Origin of the sequence: Klebsiella sp. 2-CIP_Kleb. (genome assembly GCF_050378715.1) — a bacterium.
In the GTDB taxonomy this organism is placed as follows: Bacteria; Pseudomonadota; Gammaproteobacteria; order Enterobacterales; family Enterobacteriaceae; genus Klebsiella; species Klebsiella quasipneumoniae.
In genome coordinates this window covers 637,501-649,800 of sequence record NZ_JBNRLG010000001.1, presented here as the reverse complement: position 1 = coordinate 649,800, position 12,300 = coordinate 637,501, and the positions used below count along the sequence as shown (strand labels likewise).

The 12,300-nt window shown below is 58.7% G+C and carries 12 protein-coding genes and 3 tRNA genes; 5 read left to right on the top strand and 10 right to left on the bottom strand.

Going from position 1 to position 12,300, the window contains the following annotated elements:
- Positions 1-516, bottom strand: a complete 516-nt coding sequence (locus ACQUTP_RS03250) for a hypothetical protein (RefSeq protein WP_285754871.1) — start codon at positions 514-516, stop codon at positions 1-3.
- A 156-nt stretch (positions 517-672) separates the two neighbouring features.
- Here ACQUTP_RS03250 and ACQUTP_RS03245 point away from each other — a divergent pair, with 156 nt between their 5' ends.
- Positions 673-1,557, top strand: coding sequence for a LysR substrate-binding domain-containing protein (locus tag ACQUTP_RS03245; protein ID WP_032456178.1), 885 nt, complete (start codon positions 673-675; stop codon positions 1,555-1,557).
- 1 nt (position 1,558) lies between these two features.
- Here ACQUTP_RS03245 and ACQUTP_RS03240 read toward each other — a convergent pair whose 3' ends face one another.
- Complete coding sequence (locus tag ACQUTP_RS03240; protein ID WP_080846819.1) at positions 1,559-2,479, bottom strand: AraC family transcriptional regulator; 921 nt, start codon at positions 2,477-2,479, stop codon at positions 1,559-1,561.
- 97 nt (positions 2,480-2,576) lie between these two features.
- Between ACQUTP_RS03240 and ACQUTP_RS03235 the strand changes: the two genes are divergently transcribed.
- Positions 2,577-3,329, top strand: coding sequence for an SDR family oxidoreductase (locus ACQUTP_RS03235; RefSeq protein WP_285754868.1), 753 nt, complete (start codon positions 2,577-2,579; stop codon positions 3,327-3,329).
- 121 nt (positions 3,330-3,450) lie between these two features.
- On the opposite strand, the gene ACQUTP_RS03230 is transcribed toward ACQUTP_RS03235, so the two are convergent.
- From ACQUTP_RS03230 to ACQUTP_RS03220, 3 genes are all read right to left on the bottom strand, one after another.
- Positions 3,451-3,527: transfer RNA gene (locus tag ACQUTP_RS03230), tRNA-Val, on the bottom strand.
- A 4-nt stretch (positions 3,528-3,531) separates the two neighbouring features.
- Positions 3,532-3,608: transfer RNA gene (locus ACQUTP_RS03225), tRNA-Val, on the bottom strand.
- 4 nt (positions 3,609-3,612) lie between these two features.
- Positions 3,613-3,689 (bottom strand) — tRNA-Val (locus ACQUTP_RS03220).
- 253 nt (positions 3,690-3,942) lie between these two features.
- Between ACQUTP_RS03220 and ACQUTP_RS03215 the strand changes: the two genes are divergently transcribed.
- On the top strand, positions 3,943-4,521 hold the full coding sequence (locus tag ACQUTP_RS03215) for a TIGR00730 family Rossman fold protein (RefSeq protein ID WP_428902346.1): 579 nt from the start codon (positions 3,943-3,945) through the stop codon (positions 4,519-4,521).
- A gap of 139 nt (positions 4,522-4,660) precedes the next feature.
- Here the strand turns inward: ACQUTP_RS03215 and asr are convergent, their stop codons facing one another.
- Both asr and mdtK read right to left on the bottom strand, forming a co-directional pair.
- The gene (gene asr / locus ACQUTP_RS03210; protein WP_048294977.1) at positions 4,661-5,011 is read right to left on the bottom strand and encodes an acid resistance repetitive basic protein Asr; all 351 of its coding nucleotides are present in this window, start codon (positions 5,009-5,011) and stop codon (positions 4,661-4,663) included.
- Between the two features lie 177 nt (positions 5,012-5,188).
- Complete coding sequence (mdtK, locus tag ACQUTP_RS03205) at positions 5,189-6,562, bottom strand: MdtK family multidrug efflux MATE transporter (RefSeq protein ID WP_004202895.1); 1,374 nt, start codon at positions 6,560-6,562, stop codon at positions 5,189-5,191.
- Positions 6,563-6,791: 229 nt separating this feature from the next.
- On the opposite strand from mdtK, the gene ACQUTP_RS03200 reads away from it, so the two are divergent.
- Positions 6,792-7,427 (top strand): riboflavin synthase, encoded by a 636-nt coding sequence (locus ACQUTP_RS03200; RefSeq protein WP_004202894.1) that lies wholly within the window; start codon positions 6,792-6,794, stop codon positions 7,425-7,427.
- A gap of 36 nt (positions 7,428-7,463) precedes the next feature.
- Here ACQUTP_RS03200 and cfa read toward each other — a convergent pair whose 3' ends face one another.
- Both cfa and punC read right to left on the bottom strand, forming a co-directional pair.
- Complete coding sequence (gene cfa, locus ACQUTP_RS03195) at positions 7,464-8,612, bottom strand: cyclopropane fatty acyl phospholipid synthase (RefSeq protein WP_023318439.1); 1,149 nt, start codon at positions 8,610-8,612, stop codon at positions 7,464-7,466.
- A 294-nt stretch (positions 8,613-8,906) separates the two neighbouring features.
- Positions 8,907-10,088, bottom strand: a complete 1,182-nt coding sequence (gene punC, locus ACQUTP_RS03190) for a purine nucleoside transporter PunC (RefSeq protein WP_043519960.1) — start codon at positions 10,086-10,088, stop codon at positions 8,907-8,909.
- A gap of 112 nt (positions 10,089-10,200) precedes the next feature.
- Between punC and punR the strand changes: the two genes are divergently transcribed.
- Positions 10,201-11,112: a DNA-binding transcriptional activator PunR gene (gene punR, locus ACQUTP_RS03185; protein ID WP_004202889.1), complete on the top strand. Its 912-nt coding sequence runs from the start codon at positions 10,201-10,203 to the stop codon at positions 11,110-11,112.
- 18 nt (positions 11,113-11,130) lie between these two features.
- Here punR and purR read toward each other — a convergent pair whose 3' ends face one another.
- Positions 11,131-12,156: an HTH-type transcriptional repressor PurR gene (gene purR, locus ACQUTP_RS03180; RefSeq protein WP_004202888.1), complete on the bottom strand. Its 1,026-nt coding sequence runs from the start codon at positions 12,154-12,156 to the stop codon at positions 11,131-11,133.
- Between the last annotated feature and the right edge of the window lie 144 nt (positions 12,157-12,300).

Below are 12,300 nucleotides of genomic sequence, written 5' to 3'. Positions count from 1 at the left end.
TCACGCTTGCTCCGCCGGGTGACGCAACCTGGCGGTAATGGGCTGATAGATAAAGACCGCGGCAGAGGTGACCCGGTGATGCAGGTCGTCACGCGGGACGATGGCGGCATAGCGGGTATGCCGGGTGGCCAGACCCCCGGGCTGCAGGACGATCGGCGCAGCGACGGGCAGGGCTTCCGCGGTATCGCTCAGCAGCAGCACCTCGTCAGGAGCCACCTCCCGCAGCGCGTGAGTCGTGAGATAGAGGTGGCGATGCCAGTCGGCGATCGCCGATTGCCAGCGGGCAAAATGACCCCCACCATTGCGGCGATAGGCGTCGCTGTCGAGGACGGCGGCATCGCGGATATCGTGTAGGGCCAGGTAGCGAGGGCAGCCCTCGCTGAACGTGCAGAAGCGCTGGGAGGCATGAAAACCGGGCACCGAGACCAGCGCCGGCAATTTTTCCCGATTGTAAAAGGTATTCCACGCCGCTTCGCTTTGCGGGTCGGTGTAGGCGCATTCGACGACATAGAGCATAGTGACCTCGAGAGACAGATGATTCAGCGCATAACGCGTTTTAGTGAGTTTTCTTCATCATATCCGGCAATAATGGCGCTGAAAAACGATGTTTATTCATCACTCAGTGATATTATGTCACTGACTTTCAATGGGCCCGCACAAGGAGCATTGGCTATGCGTCGTAAAATCCCCAGCAGCGCTGCGCTACTGGCCTTTGAGGCCGCCGCCCGCCACGGCAACTTTGCCCGCGCGGCGGCGGAGCTCGCGTTAACGGAAGGGGCCATCAGCCGGCAGATCGCCCGTCTGGAAGCGCTCCTCGACAGCAAACTCTTTGACAGGATCGGGAGCCGGGTACGGCTCAATCCGGCTGGCGCCCGCTATGCCAGACAGGTCCGCGAGATCCTCAGCAGGCTGGAGCGGGAAACCCACGACGTCAGCGGGATGCCCGCCGATGGCCGCAGTCTCGAGATCGCCGTGCTCCCCACCTTCGCCAGCCGCTGGCTCATCCCCCGGCTCGGGCAGTTCACGGCGCAGCATCCGCATATCGTGGTCAATATCGCCGCCCGCAGCGACCCCTTTATTCTGCCGGGCAGCGGATTTGATGCGGCGATCCATTTTGATCACCCGGCGTGGACCGGAATGGATGTGACGTTTTTATTTGCGGAGTATCTGCTGCCGGTCTGTCATGCCGCGCTGCTGACGGATGACGATCTCCCGGGGCTGCTGAACCGGCTGCCGCGCATTCATCGGCGGCAAAACCCGGACGCCTGGCTGCACTATGCCCGCGAGTGCGGTCTGGCGCTGGATAACCCGGCGCAGGGGCCGCGCTATGATCTGCATGAGATGGCAATCGCTGCGGTACTCAGCCAGCAGGGCGTGGCCCTGGTGCCGAAGATGTATGTGGAGAGCGAACTGCGCAGCGGGACGCTGGTCGCCCCATGGCCGGGCTTGCCGACGCTGGCCAAGCGCTTTTGCCTGATCAAACCCGGCGGCGGCGAGGGGGAGCCGGCGCTGCAGGTGTTTGAGCGCTGGCTGCAGACGACGATTGCGGCAGGTTAACTTATGGCGGGCCTGGGGGGCACTGCGCCGCCCGCTGGCGGGCATATTTGCCCGGCGATATCCCGGCATATCGGGTAAAGGCCACGCTGAACGCGCTGGTCGAGCCATAGCCGAGGCGCTCGGCGATATCCGTTATGCTGATGCCCGTCTCGCCCAGCCACTGCATGGCCAGGGTCATGCGCCAGCTCAACAAATAGCCCATCGGGGTCATTCCGGTCAGGCCGGTAAAGCGTTCAAATAACGTCGAGCGAGACAGCGCGCAGTCGGCGGCCAGGGCGTTGACGGTCCAGCGTCTGGCGGGGGCCTGATGCAGCAGGCGGATTGCCTGAGCGACCCGCGGGTCGCTCAGGCCGCGCATCAGTCCGGGGGTGGCGAGCGTTCCGCAGGATCGGATGGCCTCGATGAACAGCAGCTCAACCATCCGCGCCAGAACGAAAGATTTGCCTGCGCGATCCGCCTGGGCTTCCTCTTTCAGCAGCCCGACAAAGGTGGCCAGCCGCGGCTGGTTGCGAACCACCACTAAGGCGGGCAGCAGGGAGGTTAGCAGGCTGGCGTTATCCGAATCGGCAGCGCAGTGGCCAATCAGCGCCTGCATCTCCGCTGGCTGGTCGAGAGCTCCCAGGCGAAAGTGTTCCGCCGCAAGCTTCACCGGGGTGGTCTCCAGCGCCGGTGAAGGCGGCGGGGTCAGGCTGGTTAACGCGAAGCGGTACGCCGCCGGGATCAACATAAAATCCCCGGCGCGCAGGATCTGCGGCGCATGCTGGTCTATTTCCAGCCGACAGCCGCCTTCCAGTACCACGCCGTAGAACGACATTCCCTGGTCTGAACGTTTAACGCGCCATTCTCCCGCCCCCTCAATGGTTTTGGTCAGCACCGCTCTGAGATTGAGCATCGCTATGATTTCCGCCAGCGGGTCGCTCATTTCCGGACTCCTGCTAAAGAATAATGGATTATTGACCCTATATCGTCCGGAGCGGGCTGTCTATGATGAAAAGGAAGAAACCAACGGAGACAGAGAGATGCAAACGATTATGATCACCGGCTGTTCATCGGGTTTTGGTCTGGAGACGGCACGTTATTTTCTTGAACAGGGCTGGAAGGTTATCGCCACGATGCGGGTTCCGCGCGAGGATCTGTTGCCGGCCAGCGACCGTCTGCGGCTGGTGCGTCTTGACGTCACCTCAGCGCAGAGTATCGCCGAGGCGATTGCCGAGGCCGGAGAGATTGACGTTCTGGTCAATAACGCCGGAGTGGGGATGCTCAACGCCCTGGAGGGGGCGTCGCACGAGGCGATAGCGAACCTGTTTGCCACCAACACGCTTGGGACTATCGCCATGACCCAGGCGGTACTTCCCCGGTTCAGAGCGCGCCGTAGCGGGACGATCGTTAATATCACCTCGGCGGTCACCCTGCAGCCGATGCCCCTGCTGGCGGTCTATACCGCGAGTAAAGCGGCGGTGAATGCCTTCACGGAGTCGCTGGCGCTGGAGCTGCGGCCCTTTAATATTCGCGTCGGTGTGATCCTGCCGGGACGCGCTCCCCAGACCCGCTTCGGGGAAAACGCTCGTCGAACGATGGGCCAGCTCCCGGAGAGCTATGCGCCGCTCGGCCAGCAGATCCTCGACAGCATCCAGGATAACGCCAGCGTGACGCAGGCTGCCGATGTGGCTCAGGCCGTCTGGCGGATGGTGAAGGATCCTCAAGCCCCTTCGCGGTTGCCGGCAGGGGAGGATGCCCTGGCGATGGCGCAGGCTATTCATAGTCGCGAATAATCGGGTTTCGCTTTGTCGCTGGCAGGGTTCGATGACGTTCAGGCTGGAAGCGCAGAAGGCGTGCGTTTTCCGGTCACGATGCAGCAGGCTAATGTTGAGAGGGAATGATACGAAACGAGATTGGTGCGTCTGAATGGACTCGAACCATCGACCCCCACCATGTCAAGGTGGTGCTCTAACCAACTGAGCTACAGACGCATTATGGTGCGTTTAATTGGACTCGAACCAACGACCCCCACCATGTCAAGGTGGTGCTCTAACCAACTGAGCTATAAACGCATAATGGTGCGTTCGATTGGACTCGAACCAACGACCCCCACCATGTCAAGGTGGTGCTCTAACCAACTGAGCTACGAACGCAATGTTGTGGTGACAACGGGGACGCATATTAGCGGCAGGCAGGGGATGTGGCAAGAGGTAAACGTCACTTTTCTTGTACATTGTATGCGATTGCGGATCTTTTACCCACTCCGGCGATATTTTACTGAACCACAAGGATATTTCTTCGCCAGCAGGCGCCTCGCCTCTCTTTTCTTTGCCGGTCTCACCCTGCGCGTAAGGGTTGCCGTTGTGTTAAATTATCGCCCACCAGAAGAGAGGAGTAATAAGGAAGATGAAATCGATTGGTATTTTCTGCGGTTCTTCAGCTGGCGAACATCCGCTGTATCTCGAAACCGCCCGACGGGTTGGCCACATGCTTGCGCAGCAGGGACTGGCTGTTGTCTATGGCGGCGGCAAAGTTGGCTTGATGGGGGCGGTTGCCGATGCGGCGCTGGAGGCCGGGGGCACGGTCATCGGCGTAATGCCGCGCGGCCTGGTGGAGCGGGAAATTGCCCACCGCGGGTTGACGGAGCTGCATGTGGTGGAGGATATGCACGAACGGAAAACCAAAATGGCGGCGCTGGCCGACGGCTTTATTGCTCTGCCGGGCGGAGCGGGGACGCTTGAAGAGATTTTCGAACAGTGGACCTGGGCGCAGTTGGGCATCCATGAAAAACCGTGCGCATTCCTGAATATCAAGGGGTATTACGATCCGCTGCAGGCGATGGTCAATAACATGTTACGGGAAGGATTTATGCACCCGCGCTACGCGGAGATGCTGCCGTTTGCTGCTTCACCAGAGGAGATTATCGCCGGTTTCCGCGACTATACGCCGCCGGCCCGTAAATGGGTTCAGCAGCCCGCTATTTAAACATCAAGCGAAGGGTAAACAGCGCGCAGACGATGAGCATAACCAACAGCAATTCGAAGCGATAGCGTTGCAGCATGATGTCCTCCTGAAAAAAAACCGGCGCTATTCAGCGCCGGTTTATTACCTTAACGCCTGACCGTTATGCCGCCGGTTGTACCGCCGGTTTGGCTGCGTGGTGCGCCGCTTTATGGTGTTTCTTTGCTGCCTGCGCTTTCTGCGCTACGGCCGGTTTCGCCGCGGCTTTATGGTGCTTTTTAGCTGCCTGGGCTTTCTGCGCTGCTTCCGGTTTCGCCGCGGCTTTGTGGTGCTTCTTCGCTGCCTGGGCTTTCTGTTCGGCTGCCGGTTTCGCCGCCGCTTTGTGATGTTTCTTGTGGTGAACGGTGGTGTGGCTGGCTGCGGTAGCCGGGGTGGTGGTCGCGGCGTCGGCTGCGAAAGCAACAGATGACAGACCCATAGCAGCGGCAACAACCAGAGCTAATACTTTTTTCATGCTGAAATCCTCGAATTGGTTTCCTGAGTAACCCCACTGCGGGGCTGTTGGCCACACTATATGCATCTCCGGGGCGCTCATCAGTGAGTCTTTGGTGTCGGGGAGTAACGGAATGTACAACGTCGGAACATAACTGAAGAAAGAAAAAGCCCGCCAGGGTGGCGGGCTTTGGCAGGATTAGCGCGCGGCGCGCTGTAAGATGATGCTGGAGGGCTGGCGCTGCAGAAAACGCATCCGCAGCATCATCATAATAGCGGCGGAGGTCAGGCCGATGATAAATCCGCACCAGAAGCCGGCGGGCCCCATGCGGGGGACAATCACGTCGGTCAGCGCCAGCAGGTAGCCGCTGGGTAAACCCAGCACCCAGTACGCGGTAAAGGTGATAAAAAAGATAGACCGCGTATCTTTATAGCCGCGCAGGATACCGCTGCCGATCACCTGAATAGAGTCCGAGATCTGGTAGACCGCCGCCAGCAGCATCAGATGCGAGGCCAGCATCACCACCTCCGGGTTATCGTTGTACAGCAGGGCAATTTGCTTACGCATCAGCACGGTAAAGATAGCGGTAAACACCGCCAGGCAGACGCCCACGCCCACACCCGTACGGGCGGAAACCTGGGCATCGATCGTTGAGCCCTGGCCGAGGCGGAAGCCGACGCGAATGGTGACCGCGGCCGCCAGCGACAGCGGCAGAACGAACATCAGCGAGCTGAAGTTCAGCGCAATCTGGTGGCCGGCGACGTCAATGATCCCGAGCGGGGAGACCAGCAGCGCGACGACGGCAAACAGGGTCACTTCGAAGAATAGCGCCAGGGCGATGGGCAGCCCCAGCTGCACCAGCCGCAGCAGGACGGCGAAATCGGGGCCGCTGAAGCCCTCGGCGCAGCGGATATCGCGCATCGAACGCGACCGGCGCACCCACCACAGCATGCTGGCAAACATCACCCAGTAAACGGAGGCGGTCGCCACGCCGCAGCCGACGCCGCCCAGCTCTGGCATGCCGAAATGGCCATAGATAAAGATGTAGTTCACCGGAATGTTGACCAGTAAACCGATAAAGCCCATGACCATTCCGGGCTTGGTTTTTGCCAGCCCTTCACACTGGTTACGGGCGACCTGGAAGAACAGATAGCCCGGCGCCCCCCACAGCAGCGCGCGCAGATAGCCAACCGCTTTCTCCGCCAGCAGCGGATCGATGTTATGCATGGAGCTGATGATATACCCGGCATTCCACAGCACGACCATGATCAGCACCGAGACCAGCCCCGCCAGCCAGAAGCCCTGACGTACCTGCGGCGCGATACGCTCCCGACGCCCGGAGCCATTAAGCTGCGCCACCACCGGGGTCAGCGCCAGCAGCAGCCCATGGCCGAAGAGAATGGCCGGCAGCCAGATGGAGGTTCCGATGGCCACCGCGGCCATATCGGTGGCGCTGTAGCCGCCCGCCATCACGGTATCGACAAAACCCATCGCCGTCTGCGCTACCTGCGCAAGAATGACGGGTATAGCCAGAGCTAATAACTGACGCGCTTCAATGAAATACTTCTGCACGTGAACACCTTTGTATTGTTGTTATTTTGAGACTAAAAAAGCCGCCGTAACTGGCAGCAAGGGGATAAAAATGAGGAAATTCCAGTCTATTGTAGCGAGGATTAGCCATTAAGCCAGTGAAAAAAGAGTCGAGGCACGAAGCGCGCTGGCAACCGCTCAGCCCTCCTGTTATTGTTCCCGATAGCGAAAACGGTAATGATACCGTCATGATTTTCAACAGGAGCCAAACATGTTTACTGGTATTGTTCAGGGAACCGCGAAAGTGGTCTCCATTGATGATAAACCCAATTTTCGCACCCACGTGGTGGAGCTGCCGGCGCATATGCTGGAGGGGCTCGAAACCGGGGCATCGGTAGCCAACAACGGTTGCTGTCTGACGGTGACCGACATCAACGGCGCGCGCATCAGCTTTGATCTCATGAAAGAGACGCTGCGGATTACCAATCTCGGCGATATTCAGGTCGGGGATGAAGTTAACGTCGAGCGGGCGGCGAAATTCAGTGATGAAATCGGCGGGCATTTGATGTCCGGCCATATTATGACCACCGCGGAAATCGTGAAGATCCTCACCTCCGAAAATAACCGTCAGATCTGGTTTAAAGTACAGGACCCGACGCTGATGAAATATATCCTTTATAAAGGATTCATCGGTATCGATGGCATCAGCCTGACGGTAGGTGAGGTGACGGCAACCCGATTCTGCGTGCATCTTATTCCGGAGACGCTGCAGCGGACCACGCTGGGGGCGAAAAAGCTGGGCGACCGCGTCAATATCGAGATCGACCCGCAAACCCAGGCGGTTGTCGATACGGTCGAACGCGTGCTGGCGGCGAAAGAGATGGCGGCAAAGGTCAGTGAAGCCTGAAAAAAAATCCCCCGCCGGTGAGCGGGGGACTGTGTTTTAACGGGCGACGCGCAGTCCGTGTTCAACCCCGCGCGAGAACACCACCTGCCAGAGCTGAATGTCGCGGGCGCGGAAGGCGCCGGCGCAGGCGTTCAGGTAATAACTGAACATGCGTTTGAAACGCTCTGAATAGTTATCGGCAATTTCCGGCCAGCTGGCGAGGAAACGCTCATACCAGGCCATCAGGGTGGTGTCGTAATCGGCGCCGAAGTTGTGCCAGTCTTCCATCACAAAGTGCTTCTCACTGGCATCGGCGATCTGCCGTACCGACGGCAGGCAGCCGTTGGGGAAGATATATTTATTGATCCACGGGTCAACGTTATGGTCGGTGACTTTGGAACCGATGGTGTGCAGTAAGAAGCGGCCGTTGGGTTTTAAATTACGATCGGCGACCTCAAAGTAGGTGGCGTAATTTTTGGGACCCACATGCTCGAACATGCCGACGGAGACAATGCGGTCGAAGCTGTCGTGCAGATCGCGATAATCCTGAAGACGAATCTCTACGTCAAGGCCATCGCAGCGCGCCTGGGCCATCTTTTGCTGTTCGGCGGAGATGGTCACGCCGACAACGCTCACCTGGTAATTTCGCGCCATATATTCGGCAAGACCGCCCCAGCCGCAGCCGATATCCAACACTCGCATGCCTGGCTCGAGCTCCAGCTTACGGCAGATGAGATCCAGCTTATCCTGCTGCGCGGCTTCGAGGGTCTGCGCCTCTTTCCAGTAACCGCAGGAATATTGCATGTAGGGATCCAACATCCGGCTGAAAAGATCGTTGCCGAGGTCATAGTGCTCTTTGCCGACAATCCAGGCGCGTTTTTTACTTTGCAGGTTAAACAGGCGAGCGCCTGCGATGCGGAGTGTGTCTTTGAAATGATGAGGGAGTTGTTTTTCCAGCCCGGCGCGGAGCACTTTATGGAAGAATATATCCAGACGCTCGCAGTCCCACCAGCCGTCCATATAGCTTTCGCCTAAACCCAGCGACCCCTCCTGCAATACGCGTTTAAAAAAAAGAGGGTTTTTAATCCGCAGGTCTGACGGCGCGGAGCCGTTGATTTCAATTCCCGCACGGCCCAACAATTCAGCTGCAATCCGGTACCAGTCATCATTTGGTACACTTACTTCTTCTATACACGATGAACTCATAGCTTCTCCATCACGCCCAAGTGATCAGAACCTTAAAACAGCGTAGACGCTTTTTTGGCTTTGTGAGAAATCTCACGGATAATCCGTGAAGTCGCTATCCGACGTAGAACAGAGGAAGGGAGATAACCCTTGCCGAAAGGCCTTCCATGGTGAAACGGAGGCATCCTGCATCCGTTAATCTGTTAAATATTTTTTATTTATGTGAACCCGGATCCAGTATAGGACGCTAAGTACTGGCTTTCAATAAAAATATCTTAGCGTGCTAATCACTGGTCCGGGCTCTGGCGACGGGCGTCAGGCGTGGGAAGAGTGGGCCTCCAGCTCTGGCGTCTGCTGCAGTCGATAACCCACTCCGGCTAACAAAATAGAGACCAGCATCACGCTGGTGGTGGTCAGCAGCGGCGTGGCGATCAGCGCGGAGACTAACAGGCTGGTCAGGAAGCACAGGCCAAGCTGGAGCGTGTTCTGCAGCGCCGCCGCGCGGCCGGTTGCCTGCGGGAAAGGCTTCAGCGCCTGAGCGACCACAATAGGGTAGATCCCACCGTTGACTACCGCCATCAGGCAGAACGGGATCATTAACGCCACCAGCGAGGCATGCGTTTGCAGACCCACCAGCCAGGTGGCGGCGACGCTGACGGCGAAGATCACCAGCAGCCAAGGTAGCATCTGCTGTCCGGACCATTTTTGCAGCAGCGCGCGACAGCCATAACCGCCCACCAGAAAAGCGATGGTCTGCGGGATATAGCTCAACCCGATAGCGGTTGGGCCGTAGCCCATCTCATGAAGGATAAACGGCGAACCGGTAAGCCAGGCGAAGAAGCTGGCGGAACAGGCGGCGTAGATCAGGACGTTGCCGCTGTATTCCCGGGAGCGCAGCAGCGCGAGAAAAGTGATTTTCTTTTCAGTCACAGTGGCCGACTTAGCGGCGGCTTTCAGGCGCAGGGCAGGCAGCATCAGCAGCAGGGTGATGGCAAACAAGGTGGCGAAGATGGCCTGCCACTCGAAATGCACCAGCAGCCAGCTGCCCAGCAGCGGGGCCAGCGCAGGGGACAGCCCTACCAGCGGCATAATGGTGGCGAAGATGCGGTTGGTGCGCTGGGCGGGATAGTAATCGGTCACCATCGCCTGCCAGGTGACCGCCGCGGCGCAGACGCCAATCGCCTGCAGAAAGCGCAGCGCCAGCATCAGAGTGGCGTTCTGCACCCACAGCATCCCCAGGCAGCCGACCGCGAAAATCGCCAGGCCGCTCAGCAGCACCGGTTTGCGCCCGTAGCGGTCCGATAGCGGCCCCCAGAACAGCTGGCCCAGCGCGAAGCCGGCCAGGAACAGGCTCAGGCTGGCGCTAATGGATGCGGCGGAGGTGTCGAGATCCTGCTGCATGGCGGCAAATGCCGGCAGATACATATCGGTGGCCAGAAAGCCCAGCACGCTCAGGCCGGCCAGCCAGACTAAAAATCCTTTCCCAGGTTGTGACATAACGTTCTCATTTTTGGAGTACAGGTACGATGCCGCAGAGTGTAGGGAGTGCATGGTGGCTTGTGAAACGCTAATATTTGTCACATGCATTCAAAAATTTTGCAGGCAGAAAATGTGGTCTGAATACTCTCTGGAAGTGGTTGATGCCGTCGCCCGTAACGGCAGCTTCAGCGCGGCGGCGCAGGAGCTGCACCGGGTGCCTTCCGCCGTCAGCTATACCGTGCGTCAGCTGGAAGAGTGGCTGGCCGTCCCCTTGTTTGAGCGCCGTCATCGTGACGTGGAGCTGACCCCTGCCGGGGTCTGGTTTTTACAGGAAGGGCGCTCTGTTATCAAAAAAATGCAGATCACCCGCCAGCAGTGCCAGCAAATCGCTAACGGCTGGCGTGGGCAGTTGTCAATCGCGGTGGACGATATCGTGAAACCCGCGCGGATGCGCCAGATGATCGTGGATTTCTATCGCCATTTTCCCGACGTCGAACTGATCGTTTTCCAGGAAGTGTTCAACGGCGTATGGGATGCACTGGCCGACGGCCGCGTGGAGCTGGCGATTGGCGCAACGCGTTCTATTCCTGTCGGGGGGCGCTACGCGTTCCGCGATATGGGGATGCTGAGCTGGGACTGCGTGGTGGCGAGCGATCATCCGCTGGCGAAGATGGCGGGTCCGCTGAGCGATGATGTCCTGCGCAACTGGCCGTCGCTGGTGCGGGAGGATACCTCGCGTTCATTGCCCAAAAGGACAACGTGGCTGCTGGATAACCAGAAGAGGGTGGTGGTCCCCGACTGGGAATCGTCGGCCACCTGTCTGTCGGCAGGGCTCTGCGTCGGCATGGTGCCAAGCCATTTCGCCCGGCCATGGGTAGATCGCGGCGAGTGGACCGCGCTGGCGCTGGAAAATCCGTTTCCGGATGCGGCCTGCTGTCTGACCTGGCAGCAGAATGATGCTTCACCGGCGTTAAACTGGATGCTGGACTACCTGGGGGACAGCGACACGTTGAATCGGGAGTGGCTGCGGGCGCCGGAGTGATCCGCGCCCGCCAGTGCTTTAGCGACGATAGTCGACAAACGGGCCATCCGCCACTGAGCGGCGTTCGACAAGCCGAGGGTGCACCTCGATAGACTGCGACTCTTCGCGCTTGTTGACGATACGATCCAACAACATATTGAACGCGGCTTCGCCCAGCGAATCTTTCGGCTGATGAATGGTGGTTAACGCCGGGCTGAAATAGCGGGCGTTGCGCACATTATCATAACCGATCAGCGAAATGTCCTGTGGCACGCGCAGCCCCATTTCATCCGCGGCGCAGATGGCGCCCATCGCCATAATGTCGCCGCCGCAGAAGACCGCCGTTGGACGGTGCTGCTGGCTGAGGATCTGCTGCATGGCGCGGTAGCCGGACTCCGGCTCGAAGTCGCCCTGTACAATCCAGTTTTCCGGCACGCTGATATGCGCCTCTTTCATCGCCTGCATGAAGCCGGCCAGTCGCCCCGCGCCGGTGTTGCGCTCCAGCGGGCCCGGGATCACGCCGATTTCGCGGTGACCGCGTTCAATCAGGTAACGTCCGGCGATATACCCGCCCTGGAAGGCGTTATCGATCACCGCATCGGTAAAGTCGGCTTTGGCTTCGCCCCAGTCCATCACCACCATCGGAATATGGCGGTACTCTTCCAGCATGCTCAGGACGGAATCCGGATATTCCGAACACATCACCAGCAGACCGTCGACGCGTTTTTGCGCCATCATCGACAGATAGGCACGCTGTTTTTCCGGGTCGTTCCAGGCGTTGCCGAGGATCAGAGTATAGCCCTTCTGGAAACAGCTCTTTTCCACGGACTCAATAATTTCAGCGAAATAGGCGGCTTCGCTACTGGTCGCCAGCAGGCCAATCGATTTTGTATGATTGACTTTCAGGCTGCGGGCCACCGCGCTCGGCGAGTAGTGCAGCTCTTTAATCGCCGCCCATACCGCATTACGCGTCTCTTCGGCAACGAAACGGGTTTTGTTAATTACATGTGACACAGTTGTAGTGGAAACGTTTGCGCGCTTCGCTACATCTTTAATAGTTGCCATTACATCTCACTCCATGCCTTGACCTGATCGCCTGATCATCGATACGTAAACGTTTGCCTACACACACCCTGAATACAATTTTCAACATTGCATCACGTCGGGAAAACGACACAGAACGACAGGAAGGGGTCAATGGCCGATACG